Below are 26584 nucleotides of genomic sequence, written 5' to 3'. Positions count from 1 at the left end.
CACGCCTGAAGGGTTGACACCCCCGCCGGCGGCTCATAGCTTCCGTTCCTGAATCGTTTCATAGGAGGCTGTTCAGAGACCTGCCAAGGCCTGTCAGCAGACTTTCGACCCGACGTCACAGGAGCCCTGCAGTGACCGAGCTCGCCGCGGTGAAGGCCGCCCTCAAGACCCAGGCCGTCGAGACGCCGTCGTGGGCGTACGGGAACTCGGGGACCCGCTTCAAGGTCTTCGCGCAGGCGGGCGTACCGCGGACACCGTGGGAGAAGGTGGACGACGCGGCCCAGGTGCACGCCGTCACCGGCGTCGCGCCGGCCGTCGCCCTGCACATCCCGTGGGACCGGGTCGACGACTACGCGGCGCTCGCCCGGCACGCCGCGGACCGCGGTCTGAAGCTGGGCGCGATCAACTCCAACACCTTCCAGGACGACGACTACAAGCTCGGCAGCATCTGCCATCCGGACGCGGCGGTGCGACGCAAGGCGGTCGACCACCTGCTGGAGTGCGTCGACATCATGGACGCCACCGGGTCGAGAGACCTGAAGCTCTGGTTCGCCGACGGCACGAACTATCCCGGCCAGGACGACGTGCGGGGGCGGCAGGACCGGCTGGCCCAGGGGCTGGCCGAGGTGTACGAACGGCTCGGCGAGAGGCAGCGGATGCTGCTGGAGTACAAGCTCTTCGAGCCGGCCTTCTACGCCACGGACGTCCCGGACTGGGGAACGGCGTACGCGCACTGCCTGAAGCTGGGACCGAAGGCGCAGGTCGTCGTGGACACCGGACACCACGCCCCGGGCACGAACATCGAGTTCATCGTCGCCTCCCTGCTGCGGGAGGAAAGGCTCGGCGGGTTCGACTTCAACTCCCGGTTCTACGCCGACGACGACCTGATGGTGGGCGCGGCCGATCCCTTCCAGCTGTTCCGGATCATGTACGAGGTGGTGCGCGGGGGCGGGCTCACGTCCGGGGTCGCGTTCATGCTCGACCAGTGCCACAACGTCGAGGCGAAGATTCCGGCGATCATCCGTTCCGTGATGAACGTTCAGGAGGCCACGGCCAAGGCACTGCTGGTGGACCGGAACGCGTTGTCCGCCGCACAGGGCTCCGGGGATGTGCTCGAGGCCAACGCCGTGCTGATGGACGCGTACGACACCGACGTGCGTCCGTTGCTGCGCGAGGTGCGGGAGGAGATGGGGCTGGACCCCGAGCCTCTTGCGGCGTATCGCCGGTCGGGGTGGGCGGAGCAGATCGTCGCCGACCGGACGGGGGGCCGGCAGGCCGGGTGGGGAGCCTAGGGCCTGCTGGGGCCCAGGGCCTGTTGCGAAAGTCCCGGGAATCTTCCGCCGAGTACGCCTTCTCGCACTCCCCGCTCCTGAAGGGAACCCATGTCACTCCACCCTGAAGCCTCCGCCCTCCTCTCCCGGTCCCATCGGCTCGGTGCCGACCCCCGAAACACCAACTACGCGGGCGGCAACGCGTCCGCGAAGGGCACCGGCACCGATCCCGTCACCGGCGGTGACGTCGAGCTCATGTGGGTGAAGGGGTCGGGCGGCGACCTCGGGACGCTCACCGAGGCCGGCCTCGCCGTGCTGCGGCTCGACCGGCTGCGGGCGCTCGCCGGCGTCTACCTCGGTGTCGAACGCGAGGACGAGATGGTCGCCGCGTTCAACTACTGCCTGCACGGCACGGGAGGGGCGGCGCCCTCCATCGACACGGCCATGCACGGGCTGGTCGACGCCCCGCACGTGGACCATCTGCACCCCGACTCCGGTATCGCGCTCGCCTGTGCCGCCGACGGGGAGAAGCTGACCGCCGAGTGCTTCGGGGACCGGGTGGTGTGGGTGCCGTGGCGGCGGCCCGGGTTCCAGCTGGGGCTGGACATCGCGGCGGTCAGAAAGGCCCATCCGCGGGCGATCGGCTGCGTGCTCGGCGGGCACGGGATCACCGCGTGGGGCGCGAGCTCCGAGGAGTGCGAACGCAACTCGCTGCACATCGTCCGCACCGCCGAGGACTTCCTCGCCGCACGCGGGAGGCCCGAGCCGTTCGGGGCGGTCGTCGACGGGTACGAGGCGCTGCCCGAGGGCGAGCGGAAGGAGCGGGCCGCTGCCCTGGCGCCCCATGTACGCGCGCTCGCCTCGCGGGACAGGGCGCAGGTCGGGCACTTCAGCGATGGGCACGTCGTGCTCGACTTCCTCTCCCGTTCACGGCATCCGCACCTCGCCGCGCTCGGCACCTCCTGCCCCGACCACTTCCTGCGGACCAAGGTCCGGCCGCTGGTTCTCGACCTGCCGCCGACGGCTCCCCTGGAGCAGGCGATCGCCCGGCTGAAGCAGTTGCATGCCGAGTACCGCGAGGAGTACACCGCCTACTACGTCAGGCATGCTCTGCCCGGCTCCCCCGCGATGCGCGGCGCGGATCCGGCGATCGTGCTCGTGCCGGGCGTCGGCATGTTCTCCTTCGGCAAGGACAAGCAGACGGCCCGGGTGGCCGGCGAGTTCTACGTCAACGCCGTCAACGCCATGCGGGGCGCCGAGGCCGTGTCGGCGTATGCGCCGATCGAGGAGTCGGAGAAGTTCCGTATCGAGTACTGGGCACTGGAGGAGGCCAAGCTCCGGCGGATGCCCGCGCCGAAGCCCCTCGCGACACGCGTCGCACTCGTCACCGGCGCGGGCAGCGGCATCGGCAGGGCGATCGCGCGGCGGCTCGTCGACGAGGGCGCGTGCGTCGTGGTCGCCGATCTGAACGCTCGCGGTGCCGCCGCCGTCGCCGAGGAACTGGGCGGGCCGGACAAGGCGGTCGCCGTGACGGTGGACGTGACGGACGAGGAACAGATCGCGGGTGCCTTCGAGGCGGCGCTGCTCGCCTTCGGCGGGGTGGACCTGGTCGTCAACAACGCCGGTGTCTCGGTGTCCAAGCCGTTGCTGGAGACCTCTGCCGAGGACTGGGACCGCCAGCACGACATCATGGCGCGCGGGTCGTTCCTGGTCTCGCGGGAGGCCGCGCGGGTGATGATCGCCCAGGGGCTGGGCGGTGACATCGTCTGCATCGCTTCCAAGAACGCCGTGTTCGCCGGCCCCCACAACATCGCCTACTCGGCCGCCAAGGCCGACCAGGCGCATCAGGTGCGGCTACTGGCGGCCGAGTTGGGTGAACACGGGATCCGGGTCAACGGGGTCAACCCGGACGGGGTCGTACGCGGCTCCGGAATCTTCGCGGGTGGCTGGGGCGCGCAGCGGGCCGCCGTGTACGGGGTGCCGGAGGAGAAGCTCGGCGAGTTCTACGCCCAACGGACGCTGCTCAAGCGGGAGGTGCTGCCCGAGCACGTCGCGAACGCCGTCTTCGCGCTGACCGGTGGGGAGCTGACCCACACCACGGGACTGCACGTCCCCGTCGACGCCGGCGTCGCGGCCGCCTTTCTGCGATGAGCCCTGAGGTGAAGGCGTACGCCGCCGTCGATCTCGGTGCGTCCGGCGGCCGGGTCATGGTGGGCCGGGTGGGCCGCGACCGGTTGGAGCTGACCGAGGCGCACCGCTTCCCCAACCGGCCGGTGCGGCTTCCCGAGGGGCTGCGCTGGGACGTGCTCGCCCTGTACGCGGGGGTGCTGGACGGACTGCGGGCGGCGGGCCGGGTGGACTCCGTCGGCATCGACGGCTGGGCCGTGGACTACGGCCTGCTCGACGCGGACGGCGCCCTGCTCGGCAGTCCCGTCCATTACCGCGACGCGCGCACCGAGGGCGTGGCGCGGAAGGTCTGGGCGACGATGCCGGCCGCCGAGCTGTACGCGGCGACCGGTACCCAGTACGCGCCCTTCAACACCCTGTACCAGTTGACGGCGTCCCGCACCTCCCCCCAACTCGCCACCGCACGACGCCTGTTGCTGGTTCCCGACCTGCTGGTGTACTGGCTCACGGGCGAGCAGGGGACCGAGCTCACGAACGCCTCGACCACCCAGCTCGTCGACCCGCGCACGCACGACTGGTCGTACGAGGTCGCGGCCCGGCTGGGTATCGACCTGGACCTGTTCGCGCCGTTGCGCCGGCCCGGGGATCCGGCGGGCGTGCTGCGGCCCGAGGTGCTGGAGGAGACCGGGCTGCGCGGGCCCGTGCCGGTGACGACCGTCGCCTCGCACGACACGGCGTCCGCGGTGGCCGCCGTGCCCGCCGTCGGGGAACGCTTCGCGTACATCTGTACGGGCACCTGGTCGCTGGCCGGCCTGGAGCTGGACGCGCCGGTGCTCACCGAGGACGGTCGCGCCGCCAACTTCACCAACGAGCTGGGGCTCGACGGCACGGTCCGCTACCTGCGCAACATCATGGGGCTGTGGCTGCTCCAGGAGTGCCTGCGGGCCTGGGGCGACCCCGACCTGGGCGAGCTGCTGCGGGAGGCGGCCGAGGTACCCGCGCTCCGGTCGGTCGTGGACGCGGGCGACACCGCCTTCCTCGCGCCGGGCCGGATGCCGGAGCGGATCGCGGCGGCCTGCGCGGCCTTGGGCCAGCCGGTGCCCGGCTCCCCCGCCGAGATCACCCGCTGTGTCCTCGACTCCCTCGCCCTCGCCCACCGCCGGGCGGTCGCCGAGGCGCGGCGGCTCGCCGACCACCCCGTCGACGTCGTGCACCTCGTGGGCGGGGGCGCCCGCAACGCCCTGCTGTGCCGGCTGACCGCCGACGCCTGCGGGCTGCCCGTGGTCGCCGGGCCGGCCGAGGCGGCGGCCCTCGGCAACGTCCTGGTGCAGGCCCGGGCGCACGGGCTCGTCGGCGACCGGGCCGCGATGCGGGCCCTGCTCGCCCGGACGCAGCCGCTCGTGCGGTACGAGCCGGGCGGCGACGCGGCGGCCTGGCGCGCGGCCGAGGCCCGGCTCACCGCCGTCAGCCCGTGAGCCGCCGCGTCGCCGGGCCCAAGCCCGCGGACTTCGCCACGCCGGAACCCGAGGTCTCCCGTCGGGCCCTCGTCCGACGGGAGACCTCTACGCTGAACGCGTGTGGGCGGTGCCCCCATCGCCCGTCCGACGACCTGCGACGAGGAGCCGCGATGCGTGTCGCTCTGTTCCTGACCTGCGTCAACGACACGCTCTATCCGGACACCGGGCGCGCGGTGGTGAAACTCCTGACCAGGCTGGGCGTGGAGGTGGACTTCCCCATGGCCCAGACCTGCTGCGGGCAGGCGCACTACAACACCGGGTACCGGCACGAGGCCGAGCCGCTGGCCCGGCGTTTCTCCGAGGTCTTCCGGGACTACGAGGCGATCGTGACCCCGTCCGGTTCCTGCGGTGCGATGGTGCGGGAGCTGTATCCGCGCATGGGCGCGCGGGCACGGGCCGAGGGGCGCGGGAACGGACTCGCGGCCGTCCTGGCCCCGGTGGTGCCCAGGACGTACGAGCTGACGGAGTTCCTGGTGGACGTGCTGGGGGTGACGGACGTGGGCGCGTACTACCCGCACACGGTGACCTACCACCCGACCTGCCACGGGCTGCGGAGCCTCGGCCTGGGCGAGCGTCCGCTGCGGCTGCTGCGGGCGGTGAAGGGGCTGGAGCTGGTGGAGCTGCCCGGGGCCGAGGAGTGCTGCGGCTTCGGTGGCACCTTCGCGGTGAAGAACCCCGACGTCTCGGCGGCGATGGGCGCCGACAAGGTGCGCAACGCCGAGTCGACGGGCGCGGAGGTGCTGTGCGCGGGCGACAACTCGTGTCTGATGCACATCGGCGGCACGATGGCCCGCCTCGGGACGCGCATGCGGCCCGTCCACATCGCGGAGATCCTGGCCGGCACGGAGGAGGAGGCCGCGGCATGAGCACGACGTTCATCGGGATGCCCGGCTCCCCGGCCTTCCCGTCCTTCCCCCGGGCCGCGCACGAGGCCGTGCGCGACACCACCCTGCGCGGCAACCTGCGGCACGCCACGCACACCATCCGCGCCAAGCGGGCCGCGGCCGTGGCGGAGCTGCCGGACTGGGCGGAGCTGCGGGAGGCGGGCCGGCAGATCAAGGACCACACCCTGCGCCATCTGGACCGGTATCTGGTGCAGGTGGAGGAGGCGGTGACGGCCGCGGGCGGCACCGTCCACTGGGCCGTCGACGCCGACGAGGCCAACCGGATCGTGGCCGACCTGGTCAAGGCCACCGGCGAGAGCGAGGTCGTCAAGGTCAAGTCGATGGCCACCCAGGAGATCGGCCTCAACGAGGCCCTCCAGGCCGAGGGCATCCGGGCCTACGAGACCGATCTCGCCGAGCTGATCGTGCAGTTGGGCCACGACCGGCCCTCGCACATCCTCGTGCCCGCGATCCACCGCAACCGCGGCGAGATCCGGGACATCTTCCGGTCCGAGATGGACCGGTGGGGGCGCCCGGCCCCCGAGGGCCTCAGCGACACGCCCGCCGAACTCGCCGAGGCCGCGCGCCTGCACCTGCGGGAGAAGTTCCTGCGCGCCAGGGTCGGGGTCTCCGGCGCCAACTTCGTCGTCGCCGAGACCGGCACGCTGGTCGTGGTGGAGTCCGAGGGCAACGGGCGGATGTGCCTGACCCTGCCCGAGACGCTGATCTCGGTCGTCGGCATCGAGAAGATCGTGCCCACCTGGCGCGACCTGGAAGTCTTCCTCCAGACGCTCCCCCGCTCCTCGACGGCCGAGCGGATGAACCCGTACACGTCCATGTGGACCGGCACCACCGACGGCGACGGGCCCGAGACCTTCCACCTGGTGCTCCTCGACAACGGCCGCACCGACACCCTCGCCGACGAGGTCGGCCGCCAGGCTCTGCGCTGCATCCGCTGCTCGGCGTGCCTGAACGTCTGCCCGGTCTACGAGCGGGCCGGAGGGCACGCCTACGGCTCGGTCTACCCCGGTCCGATCGGCGCCATCCTCAGCCCCCAACTGCGCGGCACGGCGAGCGAGATCGACGCCTCCCTGCCGTACGCGTCCTCGCTGTGCGGCGCCTGCTACGAGGTGTGCCCGGTCGCCATCGACATCCCCGAGGTGCTGGTCCACCTGCGCGAGCGTGTCGTCGAGGGCGGCCCGGCGACGCGGGCGGGCAACAAGGTGCTCCTCAGGCCGGCCAAGGGGCACGCCGCCGAGCGCGCGGCCATGCGCGCGGCCCGCTGGGCCCTGACCCGCCCCGGCGCCCTGCGCGGCGGCCAGCGGCTCGCCTCCCGCACCCGCCGCTTCCACCCCCGCACCCTGCCCGGGCCCGGGCGGGCCTGGAGCGGGAGCCGCGATCTTCCCCCGGTGCCGGCGGAGCCCTTCCGCGACTGGTGGCAGCGCACGCACGGCACACCCGGCGGAAAGGACGCGACGTGAGCAGCAGGGACCGGATCCTGGGCCGGGTACGGCGTGCCCTGGCGGACGTACCGCCGGACGACCGGCCGTACGAACAGGCCGTCTCCCGCGACTATCTGCGCCGGCACGGCGACCGGAGCGCCGAGGAGACGGTGGACCTGCTCGCCGAGAACCTGGCCGACTACCGGGCGATCGTGCACCGCTGCGATGCCGAGGGGCTGCCCCGGCTGATCGCGCACCTGCTCGGCGCACGGGGCTCGAAGACCGTCCTGGTGCCGCCCGCCCTGGAACCGGACTGGCTCGCCGCCGTCGAGGCCGGGGTCGCCCGGGTCGCGGACCGGCCGGACAGCACCCCGCACGAACTCGACCGGGTCGACAGCGTCGTCACCAGCTGCGCGGTCGCGGTCGCCGAGACCGGCACCCTCGTCCTGGACGGCTCGCCCGACCAGGGCCGTCGCCGGATCACGCTCGTCCCCGACCACCACATCTGCGTGGTGCGCGTCCCGGAACAGGTCGTCTCCTCCGTGCCGCAGGCTCTGGACCGCCTCGACCCGACCCGCCCGCTGACCTGGATCTCCGGCCCCTCGGCCACCAGTGACATCGAACTGGACCGGGTGGAGGGCGTACACGGGCCGCGCACCCTGGAGGTGGTGCTGGTGAGCGGGGAGTGACGCCGTCGGGCGGTGCTCCGTCCGCCTCGCCCCTCGACAAGAGTCCACGATGATCACGGTCCCGTGCGGAGAACCCGCGCTCCCGGGCCTCTGGGAGCCGAGTCGGTGACCCGGCTCCCGGAGGCCCGTTGACGTGGTGGGACGGCGGCTTTTCAGACTGCTTTCCGGGAGCCCGCGTGCAGGGCGGCCATGTCGACGGTGCGGTCCGCCGCCTCCACCACCAGCGGGTCGTGGGTGGCGACCACGGTGACACAGCCGTACCGGTGCGCCGTCTCGGCGAGCAGGCCGACGATGCCGGCCGCTCGTTCCCGGTCGACCGCGGCCGTGGGTTCGTCGACGAGCAGCAGTTCCGGTTCGAGCAGCAGGGCGCGGGCGATCGCGATGCGCTGCCGCTCCCCGCCGGACAGTTCGTCGGCACGGTGCCGCAGCCGGTGTGCCAGGCCGACTTCCGCGAGCAGTTCCTCGGCGCGTGTCCGGACGGCACGCCGTGAGCGCCCTGCGACGGACGCGGCGGCAAGCATCTGTTCGAGCGCGGTGAGGCCGCTGAGCAGGTTGCCGCTCTGGAACACGTAGCCGATGCGGTCGCGGCGCAGGCGGGCTTGTTCGGCCGAGGACAGCCGGGCCATGTCGCCGCCGCCCAGCAGGACCTGCCCCGAGTCGGGCCGCAGCAGCGCCCCGGCGACCGCGAGCAGCGTCGACTTGCCCGACCCGGACGGGCCGACCAGCGCGGTCAGGGCCGCGGGCGCGAAGTCGGCGGTCAGGTCGCGCAGGGCGGTCGTACGGGACTCGCCGCGGCCCAAGGTCACGGTGACATCGCGCAGTTCGAGGCTCATCGGCCGGCTCCCAGCATGGTCATCGGGTCGACGGTGGTCACTTTGCGGAGCGTGGCGGCGGCACCGGCGAGCCCGACGAGCACGACGGTGGCCATAGTGGCGGTGAGGGAGGCACCGGGAAGGCTGAACGGCACCTCGGTGCCCACCAGCAGCCCCAGACCGGCGGCGAGAGCCGCCCCGGTCGCCGTGCCCGCGCCGACGACGACCGCGGCCTGGGCGAGGGTGTGGCCCAGCAGCCGGAGCCGGGAGGCGCCCATCGCGCGCAGCAGCGCCAGTTCGGGCCGCCGCTGCACGGTCCAGACGGCGAAGAAGGCGCCGACGACGAGCGGGGCGATGGCGTACAGGAACGCCTGGATGGAGGTCATGGTCACGCGCTCGCCCGTGTAGCCGGGCGCGGCGGCGTAGGCGTCCGCCACCGTCAGCGTGCGGGTGCCCAGCGCCCGGTCCGCGGCGGCCAGGTCCGCGTCCGGGTGGGCCTTCACCGCGATGGCGCTGTACTGCCGCGGTGGTTCGGCGGTGGGGTTCCGGGCACCGGGTGTGGCGAACCGGACCCGCTGCCAGGTCTCGACGGGCAGATAGGCGACGGGCACGTGGCCGTAGGAGGAGCGGCCCGTGGTCCCGGTGACCTTCAGGGCGATGCCCAGGCGGTCGACGTCGAGGGTATCGCCGATGCGTACGCCGTCCTTGACCAGTTGCTGCGAGACGACGATGCCGGAGGGGGAGCCGGCCGAGAGGGCGGCGCCGGAGGTGGCACCGGGGTCTAGGAACGAGCCGGGTTCGACGCCGAAGGCGGCGAAGTCGACCTCGACCTTGCGGTGCGTGGTGCCCCGGGCGATGGAGACGCCCAGCGGGGTGGCGTCGAGGCCCTTGCGGGCGCGCCAGCCGTCCAGGTCGGCACGGCCGACGAGACTGCGGGCGAACTGATCGGAGTCGGCGCCACGGGCGAAGGCGAGGTGGGTGGTGGGAAGCCTGCGCAGCGCGGAGATCGTGTCGTCGCCGAGTCCGGTGGTGAAACCGGTGACGATGCCGACGAGCGCGGCGACCAGGGCCACGACACCGCCCATCAGGAGAAAACGGCCGCGGGCCGCCCTCAGTTCGAGCAGAGCCAGGTACACGGACATGCCTTCCAGGCAATCTTAGGGACAGAGTGTCCCCAAGATAGAAGATGGCGACACGGCGTCCCCAAGCGGGGGTGCCCATGGTCTCCGCGGAGCTTCTACACTGGCCTGCGTGCCCAAGATCCGTGCTGCCTCCGTCGCCGACCACCGGGCCCAGCAGCGCAGGGCTCTGATCGTCGCCGCGCGGGAGCTTCTGCAGGAGGGCGACGCCTCGGCGGTCACCTTCGCGGCGGTGGCGACACGTACGGGTCTGGCCCGCAACAGCGTCTACAAGTACTTCGCCGACCGCGGTGAACTGCTGTCGGAGGTCGTACGCGAGGCGACGCCCCGCTGGACGGTCCGCATCCGGGAGGAGATGGCCGAGGCGCCGTCGCCCGTCGAAGGCGTGGCGGCCTATGTGCGGGCGCAGCTGATCCTGGTACGGGACGGGGAGCACCGTATCGCCCAGGCCCTAGCCGGCGACCGTGACGCGGCCGTCCTGAGAGAGGGGGCGGCCGAGGCGCACGCACGGATCCTCGAACCCCTGATCACCACACTGGTGGAGCTGGGCGACGACACGCCGCACCGCACGGCGCGCCTGTTGCAGGGCCTGGTGAACGCGGCAACGACGGCACTGGAGTCCGGCGACGACTTCGACGCGGTGACCCGACGCGCGGTCCTGCTGGCCATGGGCGCCGTGGCCGCCCTGGCCGAGACGTAGGCCCCGGCCCTCGGACAGCTCCACCACTGTCTCCAGACCCGGCAGCCGTTCGACGAGCAACGTGCCTTCGCGCCACTCCTTCCAGCGCCTGCGTGACCCGCGAACCCGCCCGGCTTCGTCAACGAGAACAACGGCACTTCGACAGATCCACGCCGTCGAGCCCGAGCTCAATCGGAGGGCGTGACCTGGGGCCCGCAGGCCGAGCCACTGATCGGCGTCCCAGGCCCGGAACCGCTCTACTTCGGTGAACCCCAGCTTCGCCGCGAGGCGCATCGAGCCGACGTTAGCGGTCTGGGTGGCGAGCACCACCGGCTCACCGGGAAGGACGCTTTCGAACCAGTCAAGTGCCGCCGCGCACGATTCGGCGGCATACCCGGATCCCCACGCCCGTGGCAGGAACAGGTAGCCGAGATCGGCCTTGCCCGCGGCAGCCGGGCAATGGTGCTCCGGCGCTCTCCTGAGCAGGATCTGGCCGATCATCGCCCCATCGAGATCGACGACGAAGCTCCCGGGCCACCGCTCGGGCACCTCGGGCAACTCGCGTTCAAGCTCGTCACGCGGGCGGGGTCCACCGAGATAGGTGTGCACATCTGGCGACGCCAGCAGCTCGATGAACGCCGCACGGTCCCGGGCCTCGGGCTCACGGAGCACGAGCCTCTCGGTCCTGATCGGTGCAGGCGGCCAGGCAACGGGTCCGAGATCAGTCATGTCGGCAGCCAATCAGCAGGCTCAGCAGTGATCAAGACTCGCGGACCCTCTTGACTTCTTAGCCCCTTGAGATGTCTCAGAGGACCGGGGCCGAACTCCACGGCGGGTGGAACGGGATCAGCCGGTGCCGTGCTGGCGCCGGATCCGGTCGGCCACCTCATTCTGCTCGGTCTCCCACCAGGGGCGGACGAGCGCGGGCGCGGACGCCGGGGCCGGCTCGCCGCCCGGCGGGGGCGGCACGGCGACGCGGGCGAGTTCCTGGTCGAGACGGCGGTCGAGGGCGGCGTTCTGGACGCGTTCGGCGCGCGCCCACTGCACCAGGATCGCCAGGATGAAGGGGAGCGCGACCAGTTCGGCGATGCTGAGCATCGCGCCGCCGCCGATCTGCTGGTCGCGGTGGACGTCGGTCGCCCAGGTGGGCGCGTGCTCCTGGTACCAGGCCCCCGCGATCAGCGTCCCGTGGGTCATCACCACGATTCCCGGCACCGCGTCGACGATGCCGTCCAGGAACACCAGCGCGGCCCGCACCGGATGAGTGCACCAGGACGGCAGCGCCTGCTCGTGGGTGAGCATGGGGACGACGAACAGGCAGCCGGCGGCGAGCAGATGCAGGTACATCAGCTCGTGCAGCCAGCCGACGCGCAGCGCGGTGGCGAAGTACGGCGTGAAGTACACGACGAGCTCGGTGGCGAGCACGAATGCCGTACTGACCAGAGGAAAGGTGAGCACGCGCACCAGCCGTCCGGTCATCGCCCGCCGTACCCGCTCCGCGCCGCCCTCCGGCAGCGCCTCCACCGCGAGCCGCAGCGGGTCGCCGAGGGCCAGACCAAGGGGCGCGACCAGGTCGAGCAGGATGTTCTGCACGGCGGCCGGCCAGAACAGGACGTGGTCGTACACGGCCAGCGACGACATCGTGGCCACCACCAGCGTGCCCAGTCCGAGCAGCGCGAAGACGACGGTGCGGGCGGGCGACCAGTTCCCGCCACGCCGCCGCAGCCGCAGCACGCCCCAGCCGTACAGCCCGCCCAGGACGGCCACCACGACCAGCGCCGGGACGTCCGGCTGCCAGGAGGACAACAGACGACCGAGGGTCGGCTCGGGAAGCTGCCCGGCCGACAGTTCGGCCATCGCCTCAGGAATCATGCGCATCGCTCTCTATCAACCCACAGGGGACAAGCCGGTTCGTGCCCCCTGCGGACGGTAGCCGCCGGTGACCGCGCGCGGGGCGGTGGGGTGAGGGTGTCCGGCGCGTCGCGTCACCACGGCACCAGGCCGGGCAAAGGGCTGCTCAACGGGCCGAACCGCCCGGGAGCCGGGGGCCCCGGGAGCGCACCGGAGGCCGGGCGAGCCGTACCCGAAGGTGTCATCGTGTACCGGGCGTGACGAATTCACACGGATTACTCACCGTCCGCTTACCTCGGCGACCGCCCTTCGACCGCTCCTCGCCCCCCTCCGACCGCTCTCCGACTACCCTCCGGCCACTCCGGCCGCCCACACGAACCGGTCAAAATCCCCCTGAACAGCGAAAGGCCGCCAGATGGAAACCTCTCCGTAACCGCAAAGTTCCTGACAACTACGCGCGTTGACCCTAGGCTGCGGCCTGCTGCCCCCACGATCCAGTCACACCAGGAAGGCATCATGTCGCCGACCCATTCCCGTCGCCCGGCTCCGCGAAGAGTCGTCGTCGCGGCGCTCGCCACGGCCGCGGCTCTCGCCACCGCCGGTGCGCTCGCCGCGGCCAACCCCGCGCAGGCCGGCCCCGACGCCGACTCGGCTCCGCTCAAGGACCTCCAGCTCCTCGCCATCAACGACTTCCACGGCAACCTGGAGCCGCCCGCCGGATCCTCCGGGCAGGTCACCGAGCTGGCGTCCGACGGCACCACGAAGAACATCGACGCCGGTGGTGTGGAGTACCTGGCGAGCAGCCTGCGCACCGCGCGCAAGGGCCACGACCGGTCGCTGACCGTCGCCGCCGGCGACATCGTCGGCGCCAGCCCGCTGCTGTCCGGCCTCTTCCACGACGAGCCGACCATCGAGGCGATGAACAAGCTCGGCCTGGACGTCACGGGCGTGGGCAACCACGAGTTCGACGAGGGCAAGGACGAGCTGCTCCGCCTCCAGAACGGCGGCTGCCACCCGGTCGACGGCTGCTACGACAAGGGGCGCAAGTTCAAGGGTGCCGACTACCCGATCCTGTCGGCCAACGTGATCGACGAGAAGACCGGCAAGCCGCTCCTCAAGCCGTACGTCGTGCAGAACGTCAACGGCGCGAAGGTCGGTTTCATCGGCGTCACCCTCAAGGGCACCCCGGACGTCGTCACGGCCGAGGGCGTCAAGGGACTGAAGTTCCTCGACGAGGCCGAGACGATCAACAAGTACACCAAGGAACTCCAGCAGCAGGGCATCCACGCGATCGTCGCGCTCGTCCACGAGGGCGGATACCCGGCTTCCTCGGCGTACAACTACGACTGCGACGCGGGCGGCAGCACCGGCCTGAGCGGTCCGATCGTGGACATCGCCAAGAAGGTCGCGCCGGAGGTCGACGCCCTCGTCACCGGCCACACCCACAACGCGTACGTCTGCTCCATCCCGGACCCCGCGGGCCACCCCCGCCTGGTGACCAGCGCCGCCTCCTACGGCCGGCTCTTCACCGAGCTGAACATGAAGTACGACCCCCGCACCAAGGACATCGTCCGCGCCACGGTCAAGGGCTCCAACCGCGTCGTCGACCGGACCCAGACCAAGGCCGCCGACCTGACGCAGCTGCTCGACTACTGGCAGAAGCTGGCCGCGCCGGTCGCCAACACGCCGATCGGCTACATCACCGGCGACATCACCCGCAACGGCGCCGTCGAGTCTCCGCTGGGCGACCTGATCGCGGACGCGCAGCTGGCGCACGCCAAGTCCCTGGACAGCCGCGCCGTCGTCGCGCTGATGAACCCCGGCGGCATCCGTGCCGACCTGGTCTACTCCGCCTCCGGCAACGAGGGCGACGGCGTGGTGACCTACGGCGAGGGCTTCGCGGTGCAGCCGTTCAGCAACACGGTCAACCTCAAGGACCTGACCGGCGCCCAGCTGATCACCGTGCTGCAGCAGCAGGTCAGCGGCGGCAACGCCGCCGCCCCCAAGTACCTTCAGATCTCCGACGGCCTCACCTACACCCTGGACCTGACCAAGACGGGCGCCGACCGCGTCGTCGCGGACTCCGTCAGGCTGGACGGCAAGCCGATCGACCCCAGCGCCACCTACCGCGTCGCCATGAACTCCTTCCTGGCCGACGGCGGTGACGGCTTCACCGAGTTCGCCAAGGGCACCGACCAGCTCGTCGGCAGCGACGACCTGGCCGCCCTGGTCGACTACCTGACGGCGACCACCTCGGCCGCCGCGCCGTACACGCCGACCGCAGCCGACCGGGTCACCGTCGTCAAGTAGACGACGAGCCGACCGATCGGACGAGGGCGGGCCCTGAGGGCCCGCCCTCACGCGTGTCCGCGGGCGGGTGCCGGCCGATCGGCGGGCCTCGGCGGGGGGCACCCGCCCGATGTGCCCGCCCGACGGGTCCCGGCTCTCGGCGCGGCAGAGTCCGCGGGCCCCGGCAGTGCCGTTCGGCCCTGGCCCGCGGCTCCCGGCCGGGCGGAGACTGGGAGGGACCGACGTACGGGACCGACGGGACCGACGTACGGGACCGCGCGGCCGGGACGTGGCGTCCGGCCTGCGCCCGCGACAGGAGGTACGCCATGACGGGAGCCGTCGCCGGACCCGCCCGCCGCACCGCGCGGGCGGCCACGGTGCTCCCCCGCCGCCCCGCCCCGCCGCCGAGCCGCGCACGGCGGCTCCCGTGAGCGCTCCGGCCGGGAGCCGCGGCACCCCGAGGTGGTCGCTGCGCCGCCTGGCCAGGGCACTGACCCCGACCACCGCCGAGTTCCAGCCGGTGCTCCTGGCCGTCACCGCGGCGGCCCTGGTCGCCGGGGGCGTCGCCTGGCTGTCCGGGAACCCCGGCCTGGCCGACGTGTGCTGGGGGCTCGGCACCGTCGCCGCCGTCGTGCCCGCGCTGGGCTGGGTGGTGGCCGCGCTCCGTCAGGGGCGTACGGGCGTGGACCTGATCGCGGTACTGGCGCTCGGCGGCACCCTGGCGGTCGGCGAGTTCCTCGCCGGCGCGCTGATCGCCCTGATGCTCGCCACCGGCCGCACCCTGGAGGCCGCGGCCGAGCGACGCGCCTCCCACGACCTGGTCGCCCTGCTGGAGCACGCGCCCCGCACGGCCCGCCGCCGCACCGGGAGCGCGGTCCGCACGGTGCCGCTCGCCGAGGTCGGCGTCGGCGACCTGCTGGTGGTGGGTCCGGGCGAGGTCGTCCCCGTGGACGGCAGGGTGGTGGACGCCCTGGCCGTGCTGGACGAGTCGGTGCTCACCGGCGAGGCCGCACCCGTCGAGCGGGCGCGGGGGCAGGAGGTGCGCAGCGGTGTGGTCAACGCCGGTGCCGCCTTCGAGATGCGGGCCGCGGCGACCGAGCAGGACAGCACGTACGCCGAGATCGTACGGCTGGCCCGGCAGGCGGGCGCCGAGTCGGCCCCCGTCGTCCGGCTGGCCGACCGCTACGCGGCCTGGTTCCTGCCGCTGTCCGTGGCGACCGCCGCACTGGCCTGGCTGCTCAGCGGGTCCGCGGTGCGGGCGGTGGCGGTCCTCGTGGTGGCCACGCCGTGCCCCCTGCTGCTCGCCGCCCCGGTCGCGATCGTCTCCGGCCTGTCCCGTGCCTCCCGGCTCGGCGTGGTGGTCCGTGACGGCGGCGCCCTGGAGAACCTGGGGCGGGCCCGTACGCTGCTGCTCGACAAGACCGGAACGCTCACCGGCGGCCGGCCGCGCGTGGTCGACGTGACCGCGGCGCCCGGCTGGAAGCCGGCCGACGTACTGCACCTGGCGGCGACCCTCGACCAGTACGCGCCGCACGTCCTGGCACGGGCCATCGTCGACGCGGCGCGCGAGCGCGGGCTGGACCCGGGCGTGGCGCTGGAGGTGGTGGAGGAGGCCGGCCGGGGGATCTCCGGCGTCGTCGGCGGGCGCGGGGCCACCATCGGCCGGCTGCCCGCCGGCGCGGCGGCTCCCGGGTGGGCCCGGGCGGTGGAGAACCGGGCGATGCTGGACGGCGCCGCGGTGGCCTGGCTCACGGTCGAGGGCCGTCCCGTCGGTGCCGTGCTCCTGCGCGATCCGGTGCGGCACGACGCCTCCCGGACGCTGCGCCGGCTGCGCACGGCGGGCATCGAGCGGATCGTCATGCTCACCGGGGACCGGCCCGAGCCCGCCCGTGAGGTCGCCGCCGTCCTCGGGCTCGACGGCGTGCACGCCGAACTCTCCCCGGCCGGCAAGGTGGCCGCGGTCCGCGCCGAGCAGAAGCGCGCGGTCACCGTGATGGTGGGGGACGGCGTCAACGACGCACCGGCGCTCGCCGCCGCGGACGTCGGTGTGGCGATGGGGGCGCGCGGAGCCACCGCCTCCTCCGAGGCCGCCGGCATCGTCCTGACCACCGACCGCCTGGACCGGCTGGCCGACGCGGCGGCGGTCGCGGCGCGGGCACGGCGCATCGCCGTGCAGAGCGCCCTCGGGGGCATGTTGATGTCGCTGGCCGCCATGGCCGCGGCCGCCTTCGGACTGCTGCCGCCCGCGGTGGGCGCCCTGCTCCAGGAGGGGATCGACGTCGTGGTGATCCTCAACGCGCTGCGCGCCCTGCGCGTGGACCGGGCGGGCCGGCCGGCGCTCGAACCCGCCACCGAGGCGCTCATCCGCCGCTTCGCCGCCGAGCACGACGATCTGCGGGACGTCGTGGAGGCGGTGCGCGCGGCCGCGGCCCGGCTCACCGCACGCACCGGCCCGGACGCCCTGACGTCGGTGCGTGAGGTGCACCGGCTGCTGACCGAGCGGCTGCTGCCCCACGAGTACGCCGAGGAGCACCAGCTCTACCCGGCCCTGACGCCCCTGCTCGGCGGACCCGAGGCGACCGCCACCATGAGCCGGGCGCACGCCGAGATCGAACGGCTCTCCCGGCGCATCGCCACGCACCTCTCGCTGGCCGACGCCGAGGGCGCCCTCACGTCCGAGCAGTCCGAGGACCTGCTCGCCTGCCTCTACGGCCTGCACACCGTGCTGCGCCTGCACTTCGCCCAGGAGGAGGAGAACTACTTCTCACTCGCCCCGTGATCCCGCCCCGTGGCCCTTGCCACCCCGTCTGTCGGGTGGCGGACGGCGGTCGGCCGGCCGGCCGGGGTGGGCCTTTCGGCTCTGGCGCGGGCGCGGGCGTGCGCGCAAGGTGAGAAGTGGCGGGAAAGCCTCGTACGGGTACCGGGCCTCGTACGGGGCGGGACAGCCCCGTACGGAACGCGCACGGAAGTGGTCACGATGGAAGCCAAGCAGTGGACCGTGCAGATCTACATCACCGAGGACGGCGACGACACCCACGCACGTGCCGTCCTCACCACCCGCGACACGTCGATCGTCACCGGCCGGGGCGTGGCCCGACGCAACCCGATCGACCGTCCGATTCCCGAGATCGGGGACGAACTCGCCGTCAGCAGGGCCCTGGAGGACCTCTCCATCCGGCTGCACGACGTGGCCTCCGACGACATCGTCGAGCTGGCCGGACCCGCGCCGGCCTGACGGACGCCCGCGCGGCGACGGACGGACGGGGTCCTTTTGGGGCCGAAGGGCCCCCTGGCGGGCCCGAGCGGCCCGTGGCGGCGCGGGCCGTGCGGGAAGAGGCTGAACACAGATCGCCGGACCCACCGGGCGCGAGGCCGCGGTGCCGCACGACGAACTCGCCGACCGAGCAGGGCGGCAGGAACGAGAGGAGCCGGAGCGATGACCTCCACCACCACCCGGGCCGCGGCCCTTCCGGCCGAGCACCGTGCGCGGCTCATGCGGTTCGCCCGCGAGTCCTCCTTCGACATGGGTGCCCGTCTGTTCCACGAGGGCCGGCACGCCGACCGGTTCTGGATCATCCGGACCGGCACCGTCGCCCTCGACCTGCACGTACCGGGCCGCAGCGCCGCCGTCATCGAGTCGCTGGGCCACGGCGAACTGGTCGGCTGGTCCTGGCACTTCCCGCCCTACGTGTGGCAGCTGGGCGCCGAGGCCACGAGCCCGGTGCGGGCCTACGAGTTCGACGCCGAGGCGGTGCGCAAGCTGTGCGGCGAGGATCCCGAGTTCGGCCACGCCGTCGCCGTCTGGGTCGGCGGTGTGGTCGCCCACCGACTGCACGCGGCCCGTATCCGGCTGCTCGACCTGTACGCCCCCTACGGCAGCGGGGGCCGGTGAACCCCACCCGCGACCGCACCCACGTTCCGAGGAGGAGACCGTGCACGGCAGCCCGCACACCGTGAGCGACGTCATGACGCAGACGGTCGTGGCCGTCGGCCGCGACGCCCCGTTCAAGGAGATGATCGGTCTCATGGCGCAGTGGAAGGTCAGCGCCGTTCCGGTGCTCGAGGGCGAAGGGCGCGTGATCGGGGTCGTGTCCGAGGCCGACCTGCTGCCCAAGGAGGAGTTCCGCGACAGCGACCCCGACCGGTTCACCCAGCTGCGCCGGCTGCCTGACCTGGCCAAGGCGGGCGCCGTGACGGCCGGGGAGCTGATGACCTCCCCCGCGGTCACCGTGCACCCCGACGCCACGCTCGCCGAGGCCGCGCGCATCATGGCCCAGCGCCGGGTCAAGCGGCTGCCCGTCGTCAACAGTGAGGGAATGCTGGAGGGCATGGTCAGCCGGGGCGACCTGCTGAAGGTCTTCCTGCGGTCGGACGACGAACTCGCCGAGGAGATCCGCCGGGAGATCGTCTCCTCGCTCTTCCCCGCCCCGCCCGAACCCGTCCAGGTCAGTGTCCGCGACGGCGTGGTCACCCTCACCGGCCGCATCCGGGACACCTCGCTGGTGCCCGTGGCCGCCCGCCTGGTACGGGCCGTCGAGGGCGTTGTCGACGTCGACTGCGACCTCACGAGCGGCGCGACGCCGGCCGAGCCGCGCTGACCTCGACGGCCTCAACGCGCCCGCGTCAAGGCCGCGGCAGTCGTGCGGGTCAGTCGTGCGGTACGAGCACGACCGGCCGGGTGACGTGGTGGACGAGGGCGTGCGCGACCGGACCCGCGTGGGCGCCGACTCCGGGGTGCCTCCTGCGGCGGCCCACCACCAGCAGGGCCGACCCGCTCACGGCGCGCGGCAGAACGTGGGCCGGACGCCCCTCGTGCAGGGTCTCGGCCACGTACACGGCGGGGAACTTCCGCCGCCAGGGCTCCAGCAACGCGGTGAGCTGCCGTTCCGCCTCCTGCCTGAGCGATCCGCGGGTCCGCGCGTCCGGCAGCCCGTGGCTCAGCGGCACGTGCCAGGCGTGCACCACCCGCAGGGGCGCCCTGCGCAGTTCGGCGGTGCGGAAGGCGAAGTCCAGGACGGCGTCGCAGGGGCCGTCGGTGTCGACGGCGACCGCCACGTCGCGGAGTGCGGTCAGGGTCGTGGGACGTCCGAAGGCGTCCGGGAGGTGTTCGCTCTGCGCGCTCTCCCCCGCTCGTACGAGGACGACGGGTCGCTCGGCGTGCAGCGCGGTCGCCATGGCCACCGAGCCGAGGACGAAGCCTCCGACCGCGCCGAGCCCCTGGCTGCCGATGACCAGCAGTTCGGCGTTCTGTGCCTCGTCGAGCAGTGCGGGACCCGGCCGGCGGCGCACCTGCTCGCCGGACAGCTCCAGCCGCGGGTACGACGCGGTGAGCTGGTCGACGGTGTCCCGCAGCATCCTCCGCGCGCGGGACTGCGGCACGCGCATCTCGGGCAGGTCCGCTCCCTGGGCGGTGTCGGGCAGGCCTTCCCAGGCGTGCACCAGCCGAAGCGGCAGCCCTCGCCTGAGGGCTTCCCTGGCCGCCCAGTGGGCCGCGGCGAGGCTCTCCCGCGAACCGTCCAGGCCGGCCACGACAGGTCTCAGCATGACGGTCACCTTCCCTCGTCCCCTCGCTGTCCCCTCGCTCGTGCCCCGGCGAGGTGCGCGGCCGGCGTCACACCAGTCGCGCACCCCGGTGTGGTGCAGCGCCCCTGCTCAGGCGTGCCGCACCGGGATGGTCCTGGTACCCGTCTTCTCCTCCGGGACCGGGACCGTGATGGTCAGGACTCCATCCTTGTACTCCGCGTTCGCCTCGTCGCCGCGGGCACCGGCCGGCAGCCGGACCGAGCGGGCGAACGTGCCGTAGAGGAACTCCGTGCGGTGCTTCTGCGTGCTTTCCTCGATGCGCTCGGCCCGCAGGGTCAGCATGTTCTCCTCGACGGTGATCTCGACGTCCTTCGCCGGGTCGATGCCGGGGAGTTCGGCCCGCAGCACGTACGAGCCGTCGCTCATGTGCTCCTCGATCCGGATGCCGTGCAGTGCCGGGGCGTTCGGGCCCCCTGCCTCCACCCATCCGAACAGGTCGGGCAACGTCGGCCAGCCGGGCAGCCGCTCGATCACGCCGCTCATGTCACCCGCCTCCCTTCGTCTTGTCCCGTTGTCCAGTCTCGCGCGTCCGGGCCGCGGCGGAGGGGGGCCGACCGGCCCGGCGGGTGGCGGGCGCGGTGGGCCCGAGGTCCCGCCCCGGCGGGGACGAACGGCCGGTGTGCCCGTGGTCGGGCGGCCCCGGGCGGGACGGCCACGAGGATGTCAGGCTGAAAGTGGAGGCAGTCGTTCGGGCGACCGTCTGCTCGGCGGGCCGGGGGTGCACAAGGGACCCGGGGGCGGTCGCAGGACCGGAGGGAGCAGCCATGAGGGCGAACACATCCGTCCGGCGCCCGCTGTGGCGGTGGCGGCGCAACCCGATGCGCCGGCGCGAGGACGTGATCGAGGGCTGGGTCCTGCTGGCCACCTGGGCCGTCGTCGTGGTGGGCGCTCCGCTGACGGGGGTGGTCGTCGGACAGGCGACGGCGGACGGCCTCGCCCGGCAGCAGGTGGAGCGGCACACGGCCACCGCCGTGCTGGTCCGCACCGAGCGCTCGCCCGGCGCCACCGTGGCGGCGCCGGGCGACCGGGTCATGGGGACCGTCCGCTGGACGGCACCGGACGGTACCCGGCACGAGGACCGGACTGCGGTCGCGTCCACCCTCGCGGCGGGCGACCGGATCGTGGTCTGGACCGATCCGCACCACCGGGTCACACCCCCGCCCCTGACCCCGTCCGAGGCCGCGACGCAGGCGGCCGCCACGGGCGCGATGGTGTCGCTCGCCCTCGCGGGGGCGGCCGGCGGCGGATGGTGCGCGGCCCGTGCCGCACTCGACCGGCGCCGCGCCCGCGCCTGGGAGGCGGAATGGCGCAAGGTCGGACCGCAGTGGGGCCGCGCGGCCCGCTGAGGACCACGGTCGTCATGTCCCCCGTGCTGCCCGGCCGTTGAGGATGATGGCCGTCATGTCCCTGGTACGCCCTGGCCGTTCCGGGGCAGCGGATAGCGGAGCAGGACGCCCACGCCCTCGTGCAGCCGCACCTCCCGCTCGGGCACCAGGACCAGTTCCGCCCGCGTGCCGACCAGGGCCCGGGTCAGCGCCGCGTCGGCGCGCTCCGCGCGCACGTCCTGAACGCCGTAGGAGTGCAACTCCTCTTCGGTGAGGGCGAGTTGGCCGGGTTCCGGGCCAACCCACAGGCGCCGGGGCGACTCGGGGTGGTTGTTGAGGAACAGCGCCCTGACCCGGCCCCGTTGCAGCGCCGACACGGCGGCTGACAGTCCTTCGGCCGTCGCTCCGCCCTGTGCCCGCTGGGCCAGGAAGACGTCCAGCAGGCCCCGGTCGTGTGCGGCCATACGTCCGCTGAAGAGGCTCTCGAGCCGCTGCTCCAGCACGGCCCGGCCCGGCACCGCCTCCCCCGTGTCCTCCACCGTGGTGACATGTCCGCGCAGGGACTGGGGAAGCCGGTTGACGAGGATGCCGCGGGCCCAGACGTCACCCGCCACGACCACGGCCTCGCAGTCGATGCGCCGTGCGTGGCCCTCCAGTTCCTGACCAATCACCTGAGCCGCCCGGGGCCAGTCGGTCGCCGGGACCTCCTCGTGCAGGCGGCGCCCGGGGGCGACCTTGGTCAGGGGCCAGGTGCCGGCCTCGGCGTCCACGCGTACGGTGCCGGTCGCCTCGGTGGAATGACGTCCGCCGTAGCGGACGCGCACCGCCAGGTACGGGATCCCGGGCGCGTGCTGGACGATCAGCGGCATGGTGTCCGGCAGCGTTCCGAAGTGGGCCGTGTCCCGCGTCGGCGGGGCCGGCAGCTCGTCCAGCAGGGCCGCCTGGCCGTGCGCGGTGAACACCGCCTGCCCGTGAGTGCCGGGTACCTCCGTGTCGCTGCCCAACAGGTCCGCCACCGCGGCGATGGTGCCCCCGTCCGCCCCCTCGGACGTCAGGGCGTCCCGCAGACGGCGCCACCGCAGTGCTATGGCCGCGTCGGGATCGGCGACGGCGCTGTCGCGGGAGGTGTCCAGATACACCGACGCGAACGGACCGGACTGCTTGTACAGAGGTTCGAGAAAGGAAAGCCTCATGGTCGCTCCCGACTGCCCCGCCGCCCCGCGCCCACCCGAAGCCGCCCACGGCGGCCTCCTGGCGAACTCCCGGCCGGCCCGCCAGTCACCCACGCCCTCAGTCTCGCACCGATCCGACCCGCCTGCCGTCCCCACGCCCGGCGCGGTCGAGGGCGGCTCCGGCGGCTCGGGCTGCACGGCCCGGCGGGCCACAGGACAATGGAGTCGGCGCGCGATCCGCCCGGACGGGCAGGGGAAGGCGGTGGCCTGTGATGACGTACGTCGCTGTGAGTGCGCTGAGCCATCCGGGACTGATCCGCGACCACAACGAGGACAGCCTGGTCGCCGGACCCTGGACCCTGTGCGCCACGGTGACCGAGAACCCGCAGACGCTGGTGTTCCCCCTCGGTACGCCCCTCGTCGTCGCGGTGGCCGACGGGATCGGCGGCCAGCCCGGCGGCCACGTGGCCAGTGCCCTGGTGGTCCGGCAGCTCGCTCTGGCCGGGCCCGCCCTGAGCGACGAGGACGACGTCCGCGAGGTGCTGCACGCCTGCAACCGACGGGTGTACACCGCCGCAGAAGGCGACGGTCCGGCCACGATGGGCACCACCGTCGCGGGCGCCGTCGTCCTGCCCGGGTCGCTGCTGGCGTTCAACGTGGGCGACAGCCGGATCTTCGCCGCGCCCCGGGACGGGCTGCTCCAGGTCAGCGTGGACGACAACCCGCCGACCCCGCCGGGGCAGCGCACGACGTCGCTGCTGACCCAGGCCCTCGGCGGCGCCCGGACGTACCACGCCGTCACCCCGCATGTGACGGCCTGTCCCCTGGCCCCGGGCGACCGGTACCTGATCTGCACCGACGGCCTGACCGACCCGGTGCCGAACGACGTCCTGGTCGAGCTGCTGCGGGAGTTCGACGACGGCCGGGCGGCCTTCGAACTGTGGAAGGCCGCCATCGCGGCCGGAGGACCCGACAACATCACGCTCGCGGTGGTGCGGATCGTGGACCGGTGACCTCCCCGCGGGCCCCGTTCCCGAAGGATGTTCGAAGGACTCAGGAGTCGAAGCCGTACCGCCCCCGCAGGCGCACGAAGCACGCGGGCGTGAGCACCCGCCGCGGCTCCAGTCCCCTCGCGGTGCGCAGGAAGGACACGACCTGCTCCCTGCCGCCGGGCCCGACGGGCTGCACGAGGCGGCCGCCCGGCCGCAGTTGCGCGGACAGCGGCGCGGGAACCTCCGGGAAGGCGGCGGACACGACGACCGCGTCGTAGGGAGCACGCTCCGGCACTCCGCCGCTGCCGTCCCCGACCCGCAGCTCGACGTTCCGCAGGCCCTGGCCGGCCAGGTTGCGCCGTGCCTGCTCCGCGAGGTCCGGCCGCAGCTCGACGGTCACGACGTCGGCGGCCAGGGTGGCGAGCAGCGCGGTCTGGAAGCCGAGTCCGGTACCGACCTCCAGGACGTGCTCGTCCCCGCTCAGCGCGAGGCCGTCGATCATCAGGGCGGAGAGCGAGGGCTGGGTGGTCACCTGTCCGTGGCCGATCGGAAGGGGGATGTCGCGGTGGGCGTCGGCGCGGTGACCGGTGGGCACGAACGCCGCCCGGGGCGTGGCGCGTACGGCCCCGAGCAGCCGTTCGTCGCGGACACCGGCGGCTCGAACGGCCCGGACGAGAGCCTCGGCCGAATGGGCGGCTCCGGACATCGCACTGCTTCCCCTGCGCGGTCGGAGGGCGAGCGTGCCGTCGCACTGGCGCCCTCGCAGTCATCGTCCCACCTGGCCCGCCGGACCGGTCGGTTCCAAGTGCCGCGACAGGCAACGTTTGCCCCGTCGCGACGCCCGGCACGCCCTCTCGCCGCACCGGCCGAAAGCCCAAGTACATCCAGTACGCGGACTTCCGGCCGGCACTCCCCCAAGCTCTTCGAGCAGGGGGGACCCCCAGAGCACGCACCGGACGCCGCTCCTTGACGGGCAAACGTTGCCCGCCGCGACACTAGACTGAGAGACGTGGTTCGGGCCAACGAGGAGGTCGAGGCACTCCTTCAGGAGTACGCGGACCTCATCGCCATCACCGGAGGCGACGCGTTCAAGGCGCGCGCCTACGAGAAGGCCGCCCGCGCGATCGGCGGCCACCCCGCCGACGTCTCCCGCCTCGATGTCGCGGGTCTGAAGGAGATCCCGGGCGTGGGCAGGTCGATCGCGGAGAAGGTCGTCGAGTACTTCCGCACCGGCAACGTCACGGTGGTGGAGGAGACGCGGGCCACGATTCCGGCGGGCGTACGGCAGTTGATCACCATCCCCACCCTCGGACCCAGGAAGGCGATGACCCTCTACGAGGACCTGCACATCTCCTCGGTGGCCGAGCTGACCGACGCGATCAGGGCGGAGAAGCTGCGCGACCTGAAGGGCTTCGGGAAGAAGACCGAGGAGAACATCCTGCACGGCATCGCCCTCATGCGGCAGGCCGGGGAGCGGATCCCACTGGGCACCGCCATGGAGTCCGCCGAGGACGTCGTCGCCGAGCTCTCCCGGATCACCGGGTGCGCGCAGTGCGCGTTCGCGGGATCGCTGCGCCGCATGAGGGAGACCATCGGGGACATCGACGTCCTCGTCGCCGCCGAGCGTTCGGCGCCCTTCATGGACGCGCTCACCGAGCTGCCCTCGACCGGCGAGGTCGTCGTGCACGGCGCGAAGAAGACCTCGATCCGCACCGACACGGGCCTCCAGGTCGACCTGCGCGTGGTGCGCCCGGACTCCTGGGGCGCCGCGCTCCAGTACTTCACCGGTTCCAAGGCGCACAACATCCGCACCCGGACGATCGCCGTCCACCTGGGGTTGAAGCTCTCCGAGTACGGTCTGTTCGACGCCGAGAGCGGCGAACGGGTCGCCTCCCGCTCGGAGGACGAGGTGTACGCGAGGCTCGGCCTGCCGTGGATCCCGCCCACGCTGCGCGAGGACCGGGGCGAGATCGAGGCCGGCCTGCGCGGCGAGCTGCCCGAGGTGGTCACGGAGGACGACGTCAAGGGTGACCTGCACACCCACACCGACCTCACCGACGGTCTCGCCCCGCTGGAGGAGATGGTCGCCGCGGCCGCCGACCGGGGCTACGCGTACTACGCGGTCACCGACCACGCGCCCGACCTCGCCATGCAGCGCATGACCGAGGAGAAGGCCCTCGCCCAGCGCGAGCAGGTGCGCGCGCTGGACGGCCGGCACCGCGGAATGCGGGTGCTGCACGGCACCGAGCTCAACATCGGCCCGGACGGGGACGTGGACTGGCCCGACGAGTTCCTCGCGGGTTTCGACCTCTGCGTGGCCTCGGTGCACTCCCACTTCGGGCTCAGCCGCAAGGCGATGACCCGGCGGCTCGTGCGCGTCTGCGAGAACCCCCGCGTCCATGTCATCGGCCATCCCACCACCCGTCTGATCGGCAGGCGGCCGGGCATCGACGCCGACCTCGACGAGGTGTTCGCCGCCTGCGCCCGCACCGGCACGGCCCTGGAGATCAACGCCCAGCCGGACCGTCTCGACCTGAGCGACGAGGACGTCCTGCGGGCCCGGAGCCACGGGGCGAAGTTCGCCGTCGACTCCGACGCCCACTCCCTCCTCCACCTCGCCTACCTGCGCTACGGGATCGGCACGGCACAGCGCGGGTGGCTGACCCCGGACGACGTGATCAACACCTGGCCGCTGCGGCGACTGCGCCGCTTCCTGCGCAAGGAGCGGGCCGCCTGAGGCACCCCGGGCCGGGCGGCCCGGGGGGGTGGAGGGACGAAACAGGGGGGGTGGACATCGCAAACACGAGGGGGG

22 protein-coding genes and 2 pseudogenes are annotated in these 26584 nt (G+C 73.1%); 16 read left to right on the top strand and 8 right to left on the bottom strand.

The window, feature by feature from the left end; all coding sequences use genetic code 11:
- The first annotated feature begins 131 nt into the window (after positions 1-131).
- The 6 genes from rhaI (at position 132) to ACTYVM_RS10030 (ending at position 7930) form a co-directional block, all read left to right on the top strand.
- A complete protein-coding gene (gene rhaI, locus ACTYVM_RS10055; protein ID WP_445525566.1) occupies positions 132-1292 on the top strand; it encodes an L-rhamnose isomerase in 1161 nt (386 codons plus the stop codon).
- Between the two features lie 90 nt (positions 1293-1382).
- Entirely contained in the window at positions 1383-3422 is a 2040-nt protein-coding gene (locus ACTYVM_RS10050) for a bifunctional aldolase/short-chain dehydrogenase (RefSeq protein ID WP_445525565.1), read from the top strand.
- Positions 3419-4873 (top strand): rhamnulokinase, encoded by a 1455-nt coding sequence (locus ACTYVM_RS10045; RefSeq protein WP_445525564.1) that lies wholly within the window; start codon positions 3419-3421, stop codon positions 4871-4873. The genes ACTYVM_RS10050 and ACTYVM_RS10045 overlap by 4 nt, the downstream gene beginning before the upstream one ends.
- 152 nt (positions 4874-5025) lie before the next feature.
- Positions 5026-5781 carry a (Fe-S)-binding protein gene (locus ACTYVM_RS10040; RefSeq protein WP_445525563.1) on the top strand — a complete coding sequence of 252 codons (756 nt, stop codon included), beginning with the start codon at positions 5026-5028 and terminating at the stop codon, positions 5779-5781.
- Positions 5778-7280, top strand: coding sequence for a LutB/LldF family L-lactate oxidation iron-sulfur protein (locus ACTYVM_RS10035; RefSeq protein WP_445525562.1), 1503 nt, complete (start codon positions 5778-5780; stop codon positions 7278-7280). The genes ACTYVM_RS10040 and ACTYVM_RS10035 overlap by 4 nt, the downstream gene beginning before the upstream one ends.
- Positions 7277-7930 (top strand): LutC/YkgG family protein, encoded by a 654-nt coding sequence (locus tag ACTYVM_RS10030; RefSeq protein WP_445525561.1) that lies wholly within the window; start codon positions 7277-7279, stop codon positions 7928-7930. The genes ACTYVM_RS10035 and ACTYVM_RS10030 overlap by 4 nt, the downstream gene beginning before the upstream one ends.
- 152 nt (positions 7931-8082) lie before the next feature.
- Here the strand turns inward: ACTYVM_RS10030 and ACTYVM_RS10025 are convergent, their stop codons facing one another.
- A complete protein-coding gene (locus tag ACTYVM_RS10025; RefSeq protein ID WP_445525560.1) occupies positions 8083-8763 on the bottom strand; it encodes an ABC transporter ATP-binding protein in 681 nt (226 codons plus the stop codon).
- The gene (locus tag ACTYVM_RS10020) at positions 8760-9878 is read right to left on the bottom strand and encodes an FtsX-like permease family protein (RefSeq protein WP_445525594.1); all 1119 of its coding nucleotides are present in this window, start codon (positions 9876-9878) and stop codon (positions 8760-8762) included. Before ACTYVM_RS10020 ends, ACTYVM_RS10025 begins: the two co-directional genes overlap by 4 nt.
- Positions 9879-9993: 115 nt before the next feature.
- Between ACTYVM_RS10020 and ACTYVM_RS10015 the strand changes: the two genes are divergently transcribed.
- Positions 9994-10581: a TetR/AcrR family transcriptional regulator gene (locus ACTYVM_RS10015; protein ID WP_445525559.1), complete on the top strand. Its 588-nt coding sequence runs from the start codon at positions 9994-9996 to the stop codon at positions 10579-10581.
- Between the two features lie 186 nt (positions 10582-10767).
- Here ACTYVM_RS10015 and ACTYVM_RS10010 read toward each other — a convergent pair.
- Together ACTYVM_RS10010 and ACTYVM_RS10005 are read right to left on the bottom strand one after the other, a co-directional pair.
- Positions 10768-11289: pseudogene (locus tag ACTYVM_RS10010) on the bottom strand (GNAT family N-acetyltransferase); the annotation flags it as partial.
- A gap of 117 nt (positions 11290-11406) precedes the next feature.
- Positions 11407-12438 (bottom strand): cytochrome c oxidase assembly protein, encoded by a 1032-nt coding sequence (locus ACTYVM_RS10005; protein WP_445525558.1) that lies wholly within the window; start codon positions 12436-12438, stop codon positions 11407-11409.
- Positions 12439-12927: 489 nt separating this feature from the next.
- Between ACTYVM_RS10005 and ACTYVM_RS10000 the strand changes: the two genes are divergently transcribed.
- The 6 genes and pseudogenes from ACTYVM_RS10000 to ACTYVM_RS09975 all read left to right on the top strand — a co-directional run bounded on the left by ACTYVM_RS10000 (position 12928) and on the right by ACTYVM_RS09975 (position 19298).
- Positions 12928-14721, top strand: a complete 1794-nt coding sequence (locus ACTYVM_RS10000) for a bifunctional metallophosphatase/5'-nucleotidase (RefSeq protein WP_445525557.1) — start codon at positions 12928-12930, stop codon at positions 14719-14721.
- A 448-nt stretch (positions 14722-15169) separates the two neighbouring features.
- Positions 15170-17479, top strand: a complete 2310-nt coding sequence (locus ACTYVM_RS09995) for a heavy metal translocating P-type ATPase (protein WP_445525593.1) — start codon at positions 15170-15172, stop codon at positions 17477-17479.
- A gap of 198 nt (positions 17480-17677) precedes the next feature.
- Complete coding sequence (locus ACTYVM_RS09990) at positions 17678-17935, top strand: DUF1876 domain-containing protein (protein ID WP_400028419.1); 258 nt, start codon at positions 17678-17680, stop codon at positions 17933-17935.
- 201 nt (positions 17936-18136) lie between these two features.
- Positions 18137-18592, top strand: a complete 456-nt coding sequence (locus ACTYVM_RS09985; RefSeq protein ID WP_445525556.1) for a cyclic nucleotide-binding domain-containing protein — start codon at positions 18137-18139, stop codon at positions 18590-18592.
- A gap of 73 nt (positions 18593-18665) precedes the next feature.
- Positions 18666-18797 (top strand): annotated as a pseudogene (locus tag ACTYVM_RS09980) (CBS domain-containing protein); the annotation flags it as partial.
- 111 nt (positions 18798-18908) lie between these two features.
- Positions 18909-19298, top strand: coding sequence for a CBS domain-containing protein (locus tag ACTYVM_RS09975; RefSeq protein WP_445525592.1), 390 nt, complete (start codon positions 18909-18911; stop codon positions 19296-19298).
- A 49-nt stretch (positions 19299-19347) separates the two neighbouring features.
- Here ACTYVM_RS09975 and ACTYVM_RS09970 read toward each other — a convergent pair whose 3' ends face one another.
- Positions 19348-20244 carry a universal stress protein gene (locus tag ACTYVM_RS09970; RefSeq protein WP_445525555.1) on the bottom strand — a complete coding sequence of 299 codons (897 nt, stop codon included), beginning with the start codon at positions 20242-20244 and terminating at the stop codon, positions 19348-19350.
- Between the two features lie 108 nt (positions 20245-20352).
- On the bottom strand, positions 20353-20766 hold the full coding sequence (locus ACTYVM_RS09965; protein WP_400028413.1) for an Hsp20/alpha crystallin family protein: 414 nt from the start codon (positions 20764-20766) through the stop codon (positions 20353-20355).
- A gap of 281 nt (positions 20767-21047) precedes the next feature.
- Here ACTYVM_RS09965 and ACTYVM_RS09960 point away from each other — a divergent pair, with 281 nt between their 5' ends.
- Complete coding sequence (locus tag ACTYVM_RS09960; RefSeq protein WP_445525554.1) at positions 21048-21629, top strand: Rv1733c family protein; 582 nt, start codon at positions 21048-21050, stop codon at positions 21627-21629.
- Positions 21630-21682: 53 nt separating this feature from the next.
- Here ACTYVM_RS09960 and ACTYVM_RS09955 read toward each other — a convergent pair whose 3' ends face one another.
- The gene (locus ACTYVM_RS09955; protein ID WP_445525553.1) at positions 21683-22801 is read right to left on the bottom strand and encodes a baeRF2 domain-containing protein; all 1119 of its coding nucleotides are present in this window, start codon (positions 22799-22801) and stop codon (positions 21683-21685) included.
- 251 nt (positions 22802-23052) lie between these two features.
- Between ACTYVM_RS09955 and ACTYVM_RS09950 the strand changes: the two genes are divergently transcribed.
- Positions 23053-23793, top strand: coding sequence for a PP2C family protein-serine/threonine phosphatase (locus tag ACTYVM_RS09950; RefSeq protein ID WP_400028407.1), 741 nt, complete (start codon positions 23053-23055; stop codon positions 23791-23793).
- Positions 23794-23833: 40 nt separating this feature from the next.
- On the opposite strand, the gene ACTYVM_RS09945 is transcribed toward ACTYVM_RS09950, so the two are convergent.
- Positions 23834-24478, bottom strand: a complete 645-nt coding sequence (locus ACTYVM_RS09945; RefSeq protein ID WP_445525552.1) for a protein-L-isoaspartate(D-aspartate) O-methyltransferase — start codon at positions 24476-24478, stop codon at positions 23834-23836.
- Positions 24479-24781: 303 nt separating this feature from the next.
- On the opposite strand from ACTYVM_RS09945, the gene polX reads away from it, so the two are divergent.
- Positions 24782-26509, top strand: a complete 1728-nt coding sequence (gene polX / locus ACTYVM_RS09940) for a DNA polymerase/3'-5' exonuclease PolX (RefSeq protein ID WP_445525551.1) — start codon at positions 24782-24784, stop codon at positions 26507-26509.
- Positions 26510-26584 lie beyond the last annotated feature (75 nt).

The sequence above is a fragment of the Streptomyces cyslabdanicus genome (assembly GCF_052663305.1).
The sequence above is the reverse complement of the archived record's forward strand: the minus strand, read 5'-3'. Positions and strand labels throughout refer to the sequence as shown.